The organism is Bradyrhizobium sp. i1.15.2, from assembly GCF_040548425.1.
In the GTDB taxonomy this organism is placed as follows: domain Bacteria; phylum Pseudomonadota; class Alphaproteobacteria; order Rhizobiales; family Xanthobacteraceae; genus Bradyrhizobium; species Bradyrhizobium canariense.
Map to the genome: position 1 here is coordinate 69526 of NZ_JBEPRQ010000019.1, position 16106 is coordinate 85631.

General features: G+C 59.2%; 14 protein-coding genes. 1 reads left to right on the forward strand and 13 read right to left on the reverse strand.

Annotated elements, in window-relative coordinates:
- Positions 1-91 precede the first annotated feature (91 nt).
- The 9 genes from ABIB80_RS27545 to ABIB80_RS27585 all read right to left on the reverse strand — a co-directional run bounded on the left by ABIB80_RS27545 (position 92) and on the right by ABIB80_RS27585 (position 9875).
- Complete coding sequence (locus tag ABIB80_RS27545) at positions 92-1291, reverse strand: DegT/DnrJ/EryC1/StrS family aminotransferase (protein WP_354128806.1); 1200 nt, start codon at positions 1289-1291, stop codon at positions 92-94.
- On the reverse strand, positions 1231-2232 hold the full coding sequence (locus ABIB80_RS27550; protein WP_354128807.1) for an NAD-dependent epimerase/dehydratase family protein: 1002 nt from the start codon (positions 2230-2232) through the stop codon (positions 1231-1233). Before ABIB80_RS27550 ends, ABIB80_RS27545 begins: the two co-directional genes overlap by 61 nt.
- On the reverse strand, positions 2229-3404 hold the full coding sequence (locus tag ABIB80_RS27555; RefSeq protein WP_354128808.1) for a DegT/DnrJ/EryC1/StrS family aminotransferase: 1176 nt from the start codon (positions 3402-3404) through the stop codon (positions 2229-2231). The genes ABIB80_RS27550 and ABIB80_RS27555 overlap by 4 nt, the downstream gene beginning before the upstream one ends.
- 94 nt (positions 3405-3498) lie before the next feature.
- Positions 3499-4020 carry an acyltransferase gene (locus ABIB80_RS27560; RefSeq protein ID WP_354128809.1) on the reverse strand — a complete coding sequence of 174 codons (522 nt, stop codon included), beginning with the start codon at positions 4018-4020 and terminating at the stop codon, positions 3499-3501.
- Between the two features lie 27 nt (positions 4021-4047).
- Positions 4048-5568, reverse strand: coding sequence for an oligosaccharide flippase family protein (locus ABIB80_RS27565; protein ID WP_354128841.1), 1521 nt, complete (start codon positions 5566-5568; stop codon positions 4048-4050).
- 6 nt (positions 5569-5574) lie between these two features.
- A complete protein-coding gene (locus tag ABIB80_RS27570) occupies positions 5575-6636 on the reverse strand; it encodes a Gfo/Idh/MocA family protein (protein ID WP_354128810.1) in 1062 nt (353 codons plus the stop codon).
- 61 nt (positions 6637-6697) lie between these two features.
- On the reverse strand, positions 6698-7960 hold the full coding sequence (gene wecC / locus ABIB80_RS27575) for a UDP-N-acetyl-D-mannosamine dehydrogenase (RefSeq protein ID WP_354128811.1): 1263 nt from the start codon (positions 7958-7960) through the stop codon (positions 6698-6700).
- Positions 7953-9077 carry a non-hydrolyzing UDP-N-acetylglucosamine 2-epimerase gene (wecB, locus tag ABIB80_RS27580; protein WP_354128812.1) on the reverse strand — a complete coding sequence of 375 codons (1125 nt, stop codon included), beginning with the start codon at positions 9075-9077 and terminating at the stop codon, positions 7953-7955. The genes wecC and wecB overlap by 8 nt, the downstream gene beginning before the upstream one ends.
- A gap of 3 nt (positions 9078-9080) precedes the next feature.
- Positions 9081-9875 carry a WecB/TagA/CpsF family glycosyltransferase gene (locus ABIB80_RS27585; RefSeq protein WP_354128813.1) on the reverse strand — a complete coding sequence of 265 codons (795 nt, stop codon included), beginning with the start codon at positions 9873-9875 and terminating at the stop codon, positions 9081-9083.
- A gap of 190 nt (positions 9876-10065) precedes the next feature.
- On the opposite strand from ABIB80_RS27585, the gene ABIB80_RS27590 reads away from it, so the two are divergent.
- Entirely contained in the window at positions 10066-10953 is an 888-nt protein-coding gene (locus ABIB80_RS27590; RefSeq protein WP_247816356.1) for a glycosyltransferase family 2 protein, read from the forward strand.
- Between the two features lies 1 nt (position 10954).
- Here the strand turns inward: ABIB80_RS27590 and ABIB80_RS27595 are convergent, their stop codons facing one another.
- The 4 genes from ABIB80_RS27595 to ABIB80_RS27610 are packed head-to-tail and all read right to left on the reverse strand — an operon-like array spanning position 10955 to position 16099.
- Complete coding sequence (locus tag ABIB80_RS27595; protein ID WP_354128814.1) at positions 10955-12142, reverse strand: hypothetical protein; 1188 nt, start codon at positions 12140-12142, stop codon at positions 10955-10957.
- Between the two features lie 24 nt (positions 12143-12166).
- Positions 12167-13594 (reverse strand): HlyD family type I secretion periplasmic adaptor subunit, encoded by a 1428-nt coding sequence (locus ABIB80_RS27600; protein ID WP_354128815.1) that lies wholly within the window; start codon positions 13592-13594, stop codon positions 12167-12169.
- Complete coding sequence (locus ABIB80_RS27605) at positions 13591-15795, reverse strand: peptidase domain-containing ABC transporter (RefSeq protein WP_354128816.1); 2205 nt, start codon at positions 15793-15795, stop codon at positions 13591-13593. The genes ABIB80_RS27600 and ABIB80_RS27605 overlap by 4 nt, the downstream gene beginning before the upstream one ends.
- Positions 15773-16099 carry a hypothetical protein gene (locus ABIB80_RS27610; RefSeq protein WP_247816360.1) on the reverse strand — a complete coding sequence of 109 codons (327 nt, stop codon included), beginning with the start codon at positions 16097-16099 and terminating at the stop codon, positions 15773-15775. Before ABIB80_RS27610 ends, ABIB80_RS27605 begins: the two co-directional genes overlap by 23 nt.
- Between the last annotated feature and the right edge of the window lie 7 nt (positions 16100-16106).

The following is a 16106-nucleotide window of genomic DNA, read 5'->3' on the forward strand; positions in this document are numbered from 1 at the left end:
CTTTCCTGATCATCGGCGTTCGTCTGCGCGTAAAGGGAAGGGGAGTCGCGTACAGCGACCAAGTGTCTGCCGAATGTCAGCCTCGCAATAGCTATCCATGGGCCAGTTCCGCTTTAAGGCACTCTGCGACGCAAAGCTGCTCTGCCTGGCTCATCTGCGCGTAGATCGGCAGCAGGATCGAACGATCCTGGGAGAGTTCTGACTGGCTAAGGTCATGACGCTGCGCCGCCGTCGCATAAGGCAGCTCCCGATGCGAGCACATGATGCCCCGACGGGTGGCGATTCCCTGGTCTAGCAGCGATTGCATCGTCGCCCTCTGGTCGATGCGATCAGGCAAGCGTACACAGTAGCTCTGCCAGTTGGATCGCGCCCACCCCGGCTCCAAAGGTAACCGCAGCCCCTCTATATTCCCAAGCAGTTCGGCGTAACGGGATGCCAGCCTGCGCCGCCGCGCGATCAGCTGCGGAAGCCGCTCGAGCTGTTTGCGCCCGATCGCAGCCTGCATATCCGTCATTCGATAATTGTAGCCGAGAAGGACGTACTCCTCGAAAATGACGCGCTGCGACCCGTGACGTACAATATCCGGAACGCTCATGCCGTGTTGCCGCAGCAGCCTGAACTTGCGATCAAGCTCGGCATCCGCGGTGGTGAGCATTCCACCCTCGCCTGTCGTGATTACCTTTCGCGGATGAAAGGAAAAGCAGGCAATGTCTCCATGCGGCTTGCCGATCGGCTCCCATTCGCCGTTCATACGGATCTGCGATCCGGCGGCACAGGCCGCGTCCTCAATCACCGCGATGCCGTGGCGTCGCGCCACCGCGATGAGCGCTGCCATATCACACGGCATGCCCATCTGATGGACCGCGATGATCGCACGCGTGCGCTCGGTGATGGCTTCGGCCAGCCGAGCGCAATCCAAATTGTAGGTCTCCGGGTCGATATCGACGAAAACCGGCGTGGCGCCCTGGTATCGGATGACGTTCGCCGTCGCAATGAAGGAGTGGCTAACCGTGATCACCTCGTCGCCGGTGCCGATACCCAACGCTGCCAAAGCAAGCTGAAGTGCGGTCGTACAATTGGCGACGGCACAGGCGTGCGGCGCGCCAACAAGTGCGGCGAACTCACCCTCAAACGCGGCCACCTCCGGGCCTTGCGACACCCAGCCCGACAGCACGACCGCGCGCGCAGCATCGGCTTCTTCATCCGCAAGCAGCGGCGCCGCGATCGGAATCACGATGCCGCCGCCTGCCGCTGGGAGCCGGAAGCAAGTTCGCGTTCGGATCGCCACCATTTCACGAGCTCGGCGAGCCCCTGTTCCAGCGAAACCGTGGTGCGGAACCCCAGTAAACGCTCTGCTTTGCCAGTTGATGCCAGCCGTCGAGGCACCGGATTAACGGAGCGTTCCGGCGCGAATTCGGGTGCCAGGCCGCGGCGTCCCATCACGGAGGCAAGCACCGTAGCCAGCTCCGTCAGGCTGGTTTCCGTGCCGCTCCCGACGTTGAACACCTCATCAGTGATCTTTGCCCTGGCCGCAAGGATATTGGCACGCGCGATGTCACGGACGTGGACGAAATCCATGGTTTGATGACCGTCACCAAAAATGATCGGAGGTAATCCGGCTTCCAGCCGCTCCATCCAGCGGATCAAGACCTCGGTGTACCGGCCGTGGATGTCCATCCGGCTACCGTAGACGTTGAAATATCGAAATGCGACGTAGTCGATGCCATACGCATCGTTGAAGGTACGCAGCAGAGCCTCGTTAAAGGCCTTAGCGGCTCCATAGAGAGTTCGGTTGTTGTACGCATTCTGGCGCTCGGTGGTGGGAAACTCCTCTGCCATGCCGTATACGGACGCCGACGACGCCGCGATGATCTTCTCAACATCGTGCTTGATGCACAACTCCAGCAGGTCGTAGGTGGCGTCCACCATGACCTCCTTGGCAAGGCGTGGTTCGGCCGCACAATGAGTGATTCGGAGCGCCGCCTGGTGAAAGACAATATCAGCAGCCTTGAGCAACGCTTCCATCAGCTTGCGATCGCGTATGTCGCCATGAACCACCCTCACCGGGCCACGTCCGAGCGCGCGCGAGAGATTTTCCGGCCGGCCTCTGATCATGTTGTCGATGGCAACGATCTCGATGCAGCCCTCATCGCAGAGCAGATCAATGATGTGGGAGCCGATGAAACCTGCGCCGCCGGTGACCAGAACGCGTTTTCCCTTGAGATCGATCAAGACGCTCTCCTGTTGTGGGACCTTGTCGCGAGACTCTCTGGATGCTCTGCTCGGTCGCTTGTCACTTCGCTGGGCCGCAGTGCCGCGTTCCTGAGTGTGGAGGCAACCTCGACCACCTGTTCCGGCAGCAACTCTGGATAGATGGGAAGAGAGAGGAAATCGTTCGCCAGCATCTCGGTGACGGGAAGATCACCGGCACGATAACCGAGTTCTGCATAGGCAGTCTGCAGATGCACCGGAACGGGATAGTGAATCCCGGCGCCGATGCCGGCTTCACGCAATAGCGTCAGCGCTTCGTCGCGCCACGGCAATCTGACCGCATAGACGTGATACACGTGACGGGCGTAGGGGGGCGGCTGGGGACGCGGGCATGAAAGATCAGACAGCAGTGCATTGTATCGCTCAGCGAGCGAACGACGAGCTTCCGTCCAGCGCTCAATGTAGTTCAGCTTGACGTTCAGTATCGCGCTCTGAATTTCGTCCATGCGATAGTTGTATCCGGGAATGACGTGATTGTATTTCGTCTCCTGTCCCCAATCCCGCAGCAGTGACACGCGGCGTGCCAATTCAGGCCGATCGGTTACGACGGCCCCGCCCTCGCCAAAGGCTCCAAGATTCTTGCCGGGGTAGAAGCTGAAGCATCCCAGATCGCCAATCGAGCCCGCCCGACGTCCGCGGTATTCCGCGCCATGCGCCTGCGCGGCGTCCTCGATGACGACCAGACCGTGACGACGCGCGATCTCCATAATGGGATCCATGTCGGCCATCAGCCCGTGGAGATGAACCGGCAGGATCGCCTTCGTTCGCGGTGTTATCGCAGCCTCGATCGAGCCGGGATGCATCGTCCATGTTACCGGGTCAACGTCGACAAACACCGGCCTGGCTCCGCTGTAGAGAATCGCTGCGGTTGTCGCGACGAAGGTCATGGATACCGTGATGACTTCGTCACCGGTTCCGACGCCCGCCGCCAGCAAGGCAAGATGAAGTGCCGAGGTTCCGCTGTTCACCGCGCGGCAATGGGCGGTCCGGCAATATTCCGCGAAGCGACCCTCAAAGGCAGTGACCTCTGGGCCGAGCACAAAGTGCCCGCTGCCGACGACTCTCGCGACCGCGGCGTCGATTTCCGGCTTGATCTGGCTATATTGGGCTTTCAGATCCAGGAAGGGTATCAAGATTCAAGTCCCTCTATTGGACTAACATTATAATGTATTTAACCCGCATTATTATATTTAATCAATCATTAAATCTTGTCGTTTATGTGGGAATTCAAAATGGTTTACGAAGCGCCTCTGCTGAGCCGCGATCGCCCAAGACCGCCGTTTCAGCCGCAGACAATACCCGAGCGGGCACTCCGGCGACGACGGCGCCAGGCGGAACGTCCCTCGTCACCACCGCGCCCGCGCCTACCGAGGCCCCCTCTCCGATCGTCACTCCGCACAGAATCGTGGAGTTCGAGCCGATCGAAGCTCCCCTACCGACGCGAGTGCGCTGCAGCGGCCAGTCCGACGCTTGCTGAGGATGACCATCCGCCGTCGTTGCCTTCGGGTGCTTGTCGTTCGTGAACATCACGCCATGACCGACGAACACTTCGTCCTCAATCGTGACGCCCTCGCAGATGAAGCTATGCGAAGAAATTTTGCAGCGCGCACCGATCGTGGCGCCCGCCTGGATTTCGACGAAAGTCCCGATTCTGGTCTCGTCGCCGACCGTGCAGCCATAAAGATTGACCAGTTCCGCATGGAAGATCCTGACATCGCGGCCGAGCTGTACGTCATTCGTAATCGGCATCTTCGTCTCCAAAATAGCCGCAAGGCTTTACAGGGCCGAACGCGACAGTCGCCACCTTGGCGTAATGCGAGCGAGACCCGCTACCGCCTGATGAAGCTGATAGAGCAAGGGGTGCCCAGTCAGTAGCAGCCCCAGCCACCAGCAAAGCGCCGCAGCACACGATGCCAAAGCGAGCCCGGTGAGGGACGTCAGCAATCCAGCTTCCGTCAACGCCGCACAGACGGCGACGCCGAAGGCAGTTGCCGCCGTAACGAGTCCGCTCTTCATCAGCGCCCGCACTAGATCCTTTAGCCCGAAGCGTAGGTGCCGTCCGATAAAATAAATCGCGACCGCGGCCTGAAAAGGCAGCGTCAAAAGTGCGGATCCGGCGACAGCTTGCACACCGCAGAAGGATGCTCCTAGAATTACAAGAAGCGACGGGGGTAGCGAGATGCAAGAGGAGATCAACGCATCCCGGACACTTCCAACGGCTACGAGTACCGGATAACTCAAGCACGCCGCAAAAACTGCCATGTTCGCGATGCACAGCAGGCGCACGAGCGGCACGATATCCAGCCAGGTCGGGCCGAGCCAGATCGCAATGATCGGCCGGGCCATCAAGGCCACGAATATCAGAAATGGCCATTGCGCGACGGAAAGCAGTTGGATCGCCTCAAGGTAAATGGCCTTCAAGTCCTCCCCGGCTTGGCGCCTTGCGACAATCGCCGGCATGATGACGGGGTTCAGGACCTGCGTGACAAGCCTGTCAAAAATCTGCGTCAAATTGATCGCGCGGCTGTACAGACCGACGGACCCAAAGTCGATAATTCTGGCCAGAAATAGCTGGGGCGCCAAATTGTAGAAGACATTGACGACGCTGACCCCACTGGAATAAACGCCAAAGCTGACGATGTCGCGGTAGGCGAAAAGCGAAGGACGTAGCGCGCTGGGGTCTCGATGGCCTACCAGCAGCGCCAGGGTCAGGATCACGTTTCCTGCCAGACCACCCCAGATCGGGGCCATATAGCTCAATCCTGCTATCGCAAGTCCGATCGAGACCAGAGCGACCGCCACACCAGACGCAAAGTTGCATAAAGCCAACGTTCCGAACTTCATGTCCCGTCGCAGCAAGGCAGAAATCGTCCCGGAGATCGGCAGTAGCAGAAAATTCAGGGCTGAAACCTCGATGGCTCCCTTGAGGCTGTCCTGCGCGAACAACTGCGACAGACTGTCAGCGAGGACGAACAGAAGAGCGGCAATTACGCCCGAAATGCCGAACGTGATGGTGAAGGCCGAGCGCACGTCGTCGGGCGACAAATCGCGCTTCTGAATCAGATAATTTCCGCCTCCGAACTCCTGAAAGGAGGCAGCAATAACCACCGCGATGGCGTTGACGACCGCATAGACCCCGAATTCCGCTGGCGACAACAAACGGGAAAGGACCGCGGTAGCCACAAAGAATAGGACAAGGCTGCCATAACGGTCGGCCGCCGAAAACAGAATGGAACGTTGGACCGAATTCATCGCGAAACCGTCGCCCTTCGGCGGATAGCAATGCCCCGCCGGCATCACGATTTAGACCGTGGCCCGGGCGCGCTCCCGGACCTGATGCGGTTGCTTGAGGAGGACTGGTTTCCCCTGCGCGGCTATCGAGCGCGACGCCGCCTCCAGCACCTCAATCACCTGCAATGCGGACAGGCCGCTGGAAATTGGCCGCACGCCATTGTGGACGCAATCGATGAAGTGCTCGACCTCCGTCTGCAGCGCCTCTTTCGTGGAAATGTGAGGAGCCCACATGTCGCCAGCTCGATATCCAATACGGAATTCATGGGCATTTTCAGTCGGAGTATCAAGAGTTATCCCCCTGTCATAGACCTTGATCTTTTCGGTCGGCTCGACATCGTCGTAGACGATCATCTTCTTGCTCCCGCCGATGAACGTCTGGCGCACCTTGACCGGCGACAACCAATTGACGCTCACGTGCGCCACGCAGGCGCTGGCGAAGAACAACGTGATATGCGCCATGTTTTCCGGAGAACCGGCGATGTGACACGAGCCCGTTGCCGACACCGCAACCGGCTCCTCGTCGAGAATATAGTGGATGATCGAAATATCGTGCACCGCCAGATCCCAGATCACATTCACGTCCTTCTGGAACAGGCCGAGGCTCGAGCGCGTGCTGTCATAGTAGTAGATGTCTCCGATCTCCTTCTTCGATAGGAGCTCTCGGATCTTCTGGACCGCCGGCGTGTAGAGAAAGGTGTGATCGACCATCAGCGTCAATCCGCGCCGGTCGGCCTCGTCAATCAGGCGCCGAACCCTATCCGCACTTTGCGCAAGCGGCTTCTCGACCAACACATGCTTGCCGGCCTTAAGTGCAGCCATTGCCAGCTCATAGTGAGTGTGCACTGGTGTAGCAATGGCGATCGCATCGACGGCTGGGTCTTTCAGCAGGTCCTCATAGCAGGACGTCGTCTCCACCCCCGGATAAAGCCGCTTGCTCGCAGCAAGCTTGCTCGAATCGAGATCGCTCACGCACACGACCCGCGCCGATGAATTGCCTGAAAAACTACGAACAAGGTTCGGCCCCCAATAGCCGTACCCCACTACGCCGATTCCCAATTGGCTGCTGTGCATGCTTTCCTCGAATTCCTTCCGCGAATATCACTCACCGTCGCCTGCCGAGCGAGCGGCAGCATTATGTCCGCGCCGGCATATCCTGCCATATGCCTCGCGTATCGATGACGTCGAGGTGCCGCCGCTCTGCCAGCGGCACCATTTTGAACTCATCATGATCGACGAGGAGAAGCGCGATCTCGCAACTGCGCAGGGCTTCCTCGATACTCACGAATGCGACACGATGATCCGCCAGCTGAGGAGGCAGACGGCGCAAGTTCGGCTCGACAACCTTAATCCGTTCGCCGTATTTCGCCGCGAGATGCGTGGCTATCTCCATGGCCGGGCTTTCACGCAAGTCGTCGACATTGGCCTTGAAGGTCAATCCGCAACAAGCAACGTTCGCATATGGATGATCGTCGATCAGCGCCTCTGCGCGCTCGATGATCTTCTGTGTTTTGGCATTGTTCACTTCCCGACTTGTTCGCATCACACGTGCGAGGTCCGGCGCAGAATCGATGATGAACCAGGGGTCTACCGCAATACAGTGCCCGCCAACACCTGGCCCCGGCCGCAATACGTTTACGCGCGGGTGGCGGTTGGCGATGTCAATCACCTCCCAGACGTTGATGTCGAACCTGTCGCAAATCAGCGAGAGTTCATTGGCAAATGCTATGTTGGTATCGCGGAAGGCATTCTCCGTCAGCTTCACCAGCTCGGCCGCCCTCGCCGTTGTGCCGACGCAAGCGCCGCGAACGAACATTTTGTAGAACCGTTGAGCACGCCGCGTGCAGGTTGGCGTAATCCCGCCGATGCACCTGTCGTTGTTGATAAGCTCGGTCAAAATCCGTCCCGGCAACACGCGTTCGGGACAGTAGGCCACGTAAATCGCTCCATCCTCCTTGCCGTTGACGCCTATGTGCAACTCTGGCCTGCGTCCAACGATCCGCTTTGCGATAGCTTCGGTGGTTCCGATCGGCGATGTCGATTCAAGAATGACAAGATTGCCTGGCGCGAGGAGATCTACGATACTGTCGACGGCCGCATTCACGCTCGACAGGTCCGGACGGTTCTCGCGATCGATGGGCGTCGGCACCGCGATGATGAAAACGTCGGCCGGCTGCGGCGTTTTGGACGTGGTGAGCGTACCACTCGACACGACCTTGGACACGAGGCCGTCCAGATCGGGCTCGGCGATATGAATTTTGCCAGACGCAACGGTGTCGACGATGCGCTCATTGGTATCGATGCCAACCACCTGCAGACCTCGACTCGCAATAAGCGCTGCGGTCGGCAGACCGATATAGCCAAGTCCCAGGACATTGATTTTTTGGAATTCATGCATCGAGAAGAACCTTCACGATCCGCTCGCTCGCGTGCCCGTCACCAAACGGATTGTGCGAACGCGACATGGCAGCATAGGTCTCGTCATCGTCGAGCAGGCGAAATGTCTCCGCAACGATCCTCTCGTAGTTCGCACCGACCAGGCGTGCCGTTCCCGCTTCCACCCCCTCAGGACGCTCGGTCGTCTCCCGCATCACCAGCACCGGCTTTCCGAAAGTCGGTGCTTCCTCCTGTACGCCGCCTGAATCTGTCAGGACCAGATAAGATAGCGAGAGCAGGCTCACAAAGTCAGTGTATTCCTGAGGAGAAATAAGTACGACCCGCGGGTGGTCCGAAAACCGAGACGCAAACACGTCACGGACATTCGGATTCGGATGCACGGGGAGCACCACAGCGACATCCTCCCGTTGCAGGATGGTCTCCAACGCGTTCACGATGTTAAGGACCCCGCCCCCGAAATTTTCCCTGCGATGGCAGGTCACCAGGATGATGCGCCGATTGCCGTGACGCTTCTTGATGCCATCCCAGCGGCACGACAGTCCTGGGTCGGATTCGACCATGGCTTTGGCGAGGATGAGAGCGTCCACCACCGTGTTTCCGGTAACGTGAATGCGGTCATCCGCGACGTTTTCAGAACGCAACGCGCGCGCCGCGCGCTCTGTCGGGGCAAAATGTTGATCGGCGATCGAGCCGACGATCTTGCGGTTTACCTCTTCGGGCCATGGCGCGAAGATGTCACCGCTGCGTAGCCCGGCCTCGATGTGCGAGACCGGTATACGGTGGTAATAGGATGCCAGTGCACCCGTCATTGCCGTCGCCGTGTCGCCTTGGACAATGACCCTGGTGGGCTTCAACTTTTCCAGAAGTTCGCCAATTTGTCCGAGCAGCCGCGCGGTCAGATGATCCAGCGTCTGATTGGTCGTCATGACGTTTAGATCAAAATCCGGGACCACTTTTGCCAGCTTGAGGACCTGATCAAGCAGTTGCCGGTGCTGTGCGGTCGCACAGATCGTCACGGAAATGTCCTTGCTCTTTTCGGCCTTGAGCAGGTTGATGACTGGAAAAAGCTTGATTGCTTCCGGCCGGGTTCCCAGAAGGACGAAAAAATGCTTGCGCACGCCTTACCCTCCGATCCGGCTGGGACCCGGCGGAACGACGCCGGGCGCACCAAGCCGGTACCGAAGGGCCCGCTTGATGAGGCCCTGCGCCAAGACGCCCGCAAACAGTGTGTTCGTCGTGGCGTATCGCCACCACATCCGTCCAGGCTCCTGATAGATGCGGTACAGCCATTCGAGCCCGAGCCGCTGCATCTGTACCGGCGCGCGCCGAACAATGCCTGCTAGAACATCGAACGCACCACCCACGCCCATGATGAAGGGTACGCCGAGATCATCGCGATGGGCGGCGAGAAAGCGCTCTTTCCTCGGTGTCGGCATGCCGATGAAAAGACAATCAGCCGCGCTGGACTGGATGTCCCGGACGACGTCATTCTCTTGCTCAGGTTTGAAGTAGCCGTCGTGCCAGCCCGCAAAGGCAAGTGAAGGATACCTCCGGCGCGCCACTTGCACAGCTTGTTGTAGTACGACGGGAGTGGCTCCCAGGAAATAGGGCTTGAAGCCCTCGTGCGCACATACCGCAAGCAACTCGGCAAGGAGATCCACGCCCGCGACCCGCGACGTCGCCGGAAGCCCGAGCGCTCGGGTGCCCCAGAGAATTCCCATGCCGTCGATGCCAACGACATCGCTGTTGGCGACATCGGCCGCAAGCACGGGATCGGATCGCATATTGACGAACTTGGCGACGTTCAGCGCCACATGTTGCAACCGCTGACGGCTGCGCATGGCCCCGCGCGCCAATTCGACGGTTTCAGCCATTGTCAGGAAGTCGACGGGGCATCCAAGAAATGATGCGCGCATTAGAACCTACTCCCAGAAAATCAGACCTCATTTAAGTTTGCATTTAAGCTTATTATGGAGATAATACGCGGCGGATATTTAATTGCAAGGTTTAAATGATCGAACTTGGCCACACGCTGCGGAGAATGAAAGCTGCCGGGCAGATGAGGCAGGCGGCGAACGGAACAGAAATTAAATAGGGAATTAAACGATGATTTCGGTCATTATTCCCCACCTCAACCAGCCTGACGCGCTGGAATCCTGTTTGCGTAGCCTGGATGCACAGACCCTGAGTCGGCACTCGTTCGAGGTCATCGTGGTGGACAACGGCTCGGCAACGCCCCCAACGGACGTCGTTGCTCGACATCCCGGCGTATCTTTGCTGCATGAGTCGGAGCCTGGTCCCGGTCCAGCGCGCAATGCCGGCGTGACGATTGCGAGAGGTGAGATGCTCGCCTTCATCGATGCGGATTGCAGGGCGCATCCGGATTGGCTGCACACCATAGTGCAATGGTCGCGCTCGTCGCCGCCTGACACGGTCCTCGGGGGCGACGTTCGCATCTGGACGGCGGAGAATGAGAGTCTTAATGCCGTTGCAGCTTATGAGACCGTCTTCGCTTACCGCTTCAAGCTCTATATCGAGCGCCACGGTTATTCCGGCACAGGCAATATGGCAGTGCTTCGTCGCGATTTCGATCGCGTCGGCCCTTTCGCTGGCATCGATGTTGCGGAAGACATGGAGTGGGGGCAGCGTGCACTACGTGCCGGACTCCGATTTCGGTACATCCCCGACATGATCGTCTTCCATCCAGCCCGGAGCTCCCTTCGGGAGCTCTATGCAAAATGGGATCGACAAATCGCACACTATCGCAACATGGCTGAAGGTAATCCAGCATGGCAATTGCGTTGGATTGCGCAGGCTTTGCTGGTCCTGGCATCACTTGCGCCAGGCGCTGTTACGATACTAACCAGCGACCGCCTACATGGCGGCAGCCCCCGTCTCAAGGCTATCGCCGTTCTGTGTGCTGTCCGAGCACATCGTGCCATGACGATGCTTTCGCACCTGGGCGGGCGGCGAGCAATGGCTTGGAACCGTTAGTTCACGCCAGTTCAGCAGGTTCCACGGCAAAGACGTGGTTGTGCGTCAGTTCCGGCAAGCCGGTACGGCGGCCGAATGACCACAGAATCCAACCGAGTTCGTAGCTGCGGCACTCAAGCCGAACACCCACGTTCGCGTTGTCGATCAGCGTACCCCCCTTGTCGCGCCAGACGTTCTTGACCGCGCGCAACACCCGCGGCGCCTTGGTCTTCAATTCATGCTTGCGTACCTGCGAACGGATGGTCAGGCCGAGTTCAGGCACGAGCATGGTCCGGCCTAGCTGGTTGTGACCAAGTACCCAGTTGAATCCCTTGATCAGGGCCTCCCGCGCTTCTCGCCGCCCAAAGCGCTCGGCCCATTCCAGCAGCGCCGGGGCCATTCCATACTGATGGACTGAATAGACTTCGTAGAAATCAAGGACGCGGCCGCTCAGCGCGTCGAAAAACCAGGGCCATTCGCCTTGTGGCCCTTGAAGCGCTATGAGATCGCGCACACAAGTATCGGCCATGACAAGCGCAGACGCATCGCCAAGGAATTCGCCATACTGATAGCAGGCGATGGAGAGATAGGTCTGGGTCGCAAATGACGCGAAACGGCGTCGAAAACCACACGGGGCATCGAAGAACAGTCCTGACTCGCTATGGAAACGCTCCTTCAGGAAACGGAAGAGCGGGGCGGCGAAGCACGTCCACTCCCTGTTACCTGCCCTTGCCTGAGCAACGACTCCCGTCAGCAGCATGCCCAGATCCTGCGCCCGAAACGTACTCCACCGCGACTCATCCGAAAGAATTCCTTTCACCTCGCCCGTCACCTGCTCCGGAATCGGAAGGTCGAGCTCGGCGGCGGCCCACAAGGCCATGCCAAAGGCATATTTGCGCACTGGAAGTGCGGTGAGCTGCATGACATTTCGATGGAATATCTCTGGGATATCGATACCGATCGGACGTTCCACGACCCGCGACATCCCAAGCAGGACATTGAGGGTATAAAACACGTCACTATGCCGTATCGACTCGTTTGGGGAAGCACGTCCGTCGAGGTGATAAATGTGCGACCAACGGCGCTCCCCGGGCAACCAGCAGCGTTCTAGGCCCTTGAGCGCATAGTTTATCAGCGGTGAGTTGAGGGACGGCCTGTTCGCCGCGGCCGGCACTGCCAGCTTCACACCAAAATTGGGACCGATCATCATCGCACTACACCATAGTCAATCGGGTCAGTATTCCCGGATGCTTTCATCCAATCCGCGAAGCAAGGGATAGAGGAAATAGGAAATCACCGTCCGCTTTCCGAGCTTTATTTCGGCGGTGACCGCCATACCTGGCATGAACTGAACGCGTTCCGGCGGCAGCCGAAGATGCATGTCGCGCAAATCGATCAGTACGCGATAAAAGGGAGCTGACGGGCGGCGCGCACCTTCGACCTTCGCGTCTGGCGAGAATGAGTCCTGGCTGATGACCCCAATCTCACCAGTTGCCGTGCCGTACTTCTGGAACGGAAATGCTTCAAACTTGATTCGTACGGCCTGCCCGACCGTCAGCTGTCCGATATCCCTGCCTTCGACGTTGACCTCCGCCCGGAGCGTCTCGTCGCGAGGGACCAATACAAAAAATGTCTCGGCCTCGCGAATTACCGAACCCACCGTTCGATTGGCAATTTCAAGTACCACCGCATCAGCCGGTGCGTGCAGCACGATCAATTGCCGGCGAAGCTCCGTCTTCTTGAGCTCCTCCGCGGCGCCGTTACGCTTGGGCAACGTCTCCACGAGCTCCTGATAGGCAGTACGGCGAAACTCTGCAGCGAAGACCTTTTGGTCTGCACGGGCCTTGTCCAAACGATGCATGTTGTCGACAATGGCGCCACGAACACGCGCCAGATTGCTTTCAACCTCCAGCCGCGCGTCCCGGGACAGCAGGAAGTTCAGTCTTGAACCGACCTCCTTCGCCATCAACACATTTCGCATGGCCTCAATGGACTGCATGGTCTCCAGCCGCTGGGTCAGAACGAATTCCTCATCCTGGGCCGTCTTCAGATTGGCCTGAGCGGACGCAATCTGCGCGTCGTAGTTCTGGATCTGAAGATCGTAAGCCGCCCTTCTCTGGAGAAATACCTTTCGCTGCAGCGCCTGATCGGTATTCGCGGACTCCTCGAGGACGTACTCAACGCCGTCCAATTCCGCCCGGACCCGGTCGATGGAGGCGTCGAAACCCGCCAGGCGGCTGCGCAGTTGATCAAGGTCGGCCTGAGAAAATGTCGGATCGAGGATCGCAAGGACATCGCCGCGATTAACCGGATCGCCGGCCTTAACGCGAATGTCCCGAATGACCGATGTTTCCAACGGCTGGACGACCAGGTTGGGACGTGTGGTGATCAGTTTGCCCTGTGCCGTCACAATCATGTCGACACGCGACACGCACGCGAACGCGATCGCGGTCGCGATCAGGGCGACGACACAATAGAGCGTGATCCGTCCTCCGCGCGGTGGCGTTCCCTGCTCGATCTCGGCGGCGTCGGACTGAAATTCCGCAACTACGCGAGATGCCGTCGACGCGGGCCTCGACAGCCCTCGCCGCTTCCGCGAAACGGTCGAAGGCCCCGATCTGCCGGAGCTCCCCTCCGCCCTGCTTTTCTCGGCACCGGTCATGCGACCTGCCTCGTCTGCTGATTCCAGAGATGCCTGTAGATGGTGCACTTCGACAGCAGGCCGTCGTGACGATCCACATCGACGATTCGTCCACGGTCGATGACCAGAATCTGGCTCGCATCCGACAGCATCGAAAGCCGGTGCGATACGATGATGACGGTCCGTCCCTCGGCGATACGCCGCAGATTGCGCCGGATGATCGCTTCGCTCTCGGAGTCCAGCGCGCTGGTCGCTTCATCGAGGATCAGAATGCGCGGGTTGACGATCAAGGCGCGGGCGATCGCAAGCCGCTGCTTTTGCCCGCCCGACAGGTTCGATGCCTGCTCCTCGAGCATGGTATCGAATCCCCTCGGCAGCCGCTCTATGAACTCGTCGGCGCCGGCGAGCTGGGCCGCCCTGACAACTTCGTCGAACGTCGCGTCACGCTTCACGCAAGCGATGTTTTCGCGCACGGTGCCACGGAACAGGAAATTGTCCTGGAGCACAACCCCGAGATTCCGCCGCAGGTGGGTAAGATCAATCTCGCGCGAATCATGGCCGTCGATCCGTAGTAATCCCTGCTGCACCGGATACATTCCCGCGATCAGTCGCGTCAGCGTCGTCTTGCCAGAGCCGCTGCGACCGACAATCCCAAAGACCGAACCGGGAGCGATTGTAAACGAGACGTCGTCCAGCGCCGGCGCTCCCTCGCCATAGCGGAAGGTCACGTTTTCAAACTCGATCTGGCCGACCAAATCGGGACGCAGCCCGTCGCGATGACCGTCCCGTTCCGGCTGCTTATTCATGACCTCGCCCAGCATCTTAACCGCCAGCGCGACCTCCTGATACTCGTGAACCATGGTTACCATCTGAACCAGCGGCCCCGAGACGCGTCCCGCCAGCATGTTGAAGGCGACCAGTGCGCCGATCGTCATCTCGCCACCGAAGACGTCCAGCGCGCCCAGGGCCACGATACCGAGCGTCATCATCTTCTCGAGAAAACCGGTCAGTGCCTGGGCGCCCGCCGAGATCCTTTCAACCCCGAAACGCATCGATACCGATTGCGCGCAGCGATCGTCCCATGCCCTGTTCTGGTTGGGCTCCATGGCCAAAGACTTCACCGTGCGCATTCCGTGCACCGTCTCGACCAGAAGAGCCTGGCGGCCGGCTTCGGCTTGGTAGAGCTGGTAGAGCCGTCGTCGGAACGGTCCCATCAAAATCACAATCACGCTGCCGCTGATGGCGGTAAAGGCCAGGACGACGCATGTCAGCTTAACGCTGTAGAGCGCGAGGACAGGCAGGAAGACGAACAGCGAAAGCGCGTCCAATGCGGTCAGGAACAGCCTACCGGTCAGAAACTCGCGAATCCGCCCGGCCTGCTGCATGTGCTTCACCAGCACACCGGCCGAGATATGCTCGAAGAAGGTTACGGGAAGCCCCAAAAGATGCCGGAACGTTTTGGTCGCAACCCGGATGTCGATCTTGTTCGTGGCATAAAGCAGCAGGTAACGACGCAAGAAGCTGAATATGGCATCGAAGCAGAGCGCGATAATCGCGCCAGCCGAGAGTACGTAGAGCGTCGTGAGACTCTCGTGGACAAGAACCTTGTCGATCACGAGTTGAAAGAAGATTGGAAGCGCGAGGCCGAGCGCATACAGGAAGACGGCGGCGATCGCGACGTCAGAGAACAAGCGCCATTCCCGGAGCATTTCGGGTACGAACCAGCGCAATCCAAAGGTCCTAGGGCCCTGTGTTGAACGACTCTCGCGCTTGAACAAGATCGCCTTTCCGAGCCATCGGGCACAAAACCGTTCAGCATCGACAAGCAGCGGCTCGTCCGTCCGTTCAGCCAAGGGATCGAAGACAGCTACGGCATCGCGTTCCGGCCCGGCCTCGACAACAAGAACCCAGTTCTGATTCGAGAGCTGAACAAGAGCCGGGTAGGCTTCGCCGAGCCGACACAGCGCCTTCCAATCGAGCTGCGTCGCCTGGGCGCGAAGCCCGGCCTCATGCGCCATGCGCAGCAAGAGGTCGGTCGAGATGCCGGCATCATCGACGGCATAAGCATGCCGCAAACGGTCCGACGGCAGATCGATACCGTGATGGGTGGCGACCCTCGACAGGCATTCAAGGGCGGTTTGAGCGGCCCAACGCGGCTCGTCCTCAGACGAGAGCGGTGCTGGTTCACACCGCTCGATTTCAACGGAAGTTGGCTGAGACATTTGGAGATCGTGAGCTGTCCGAAACAGATGACGCAGGCTCCACCCGCGCAGGCGCTGCAGTCGGCGCTTTTGGCCGATTGCGCTGGACGACGCCGGCATCCACGAGACCCTGAAGCGCGTTTTGCATTACCTCGACGGAGTTCGCGAACGACTCCGCCGAAAAGATCAGCCTTTGCCGAAACACCTTCTTTGGCGCATTGTTGGCGTCACGTTCCGTGGGCGAGAGACTGACCAAGTCCACCCGCACGATCGCCCCGCCAATTGTGACCTCGTCAATCCCGTCGGTATAGAGCTCCGTATGCATTCCGACT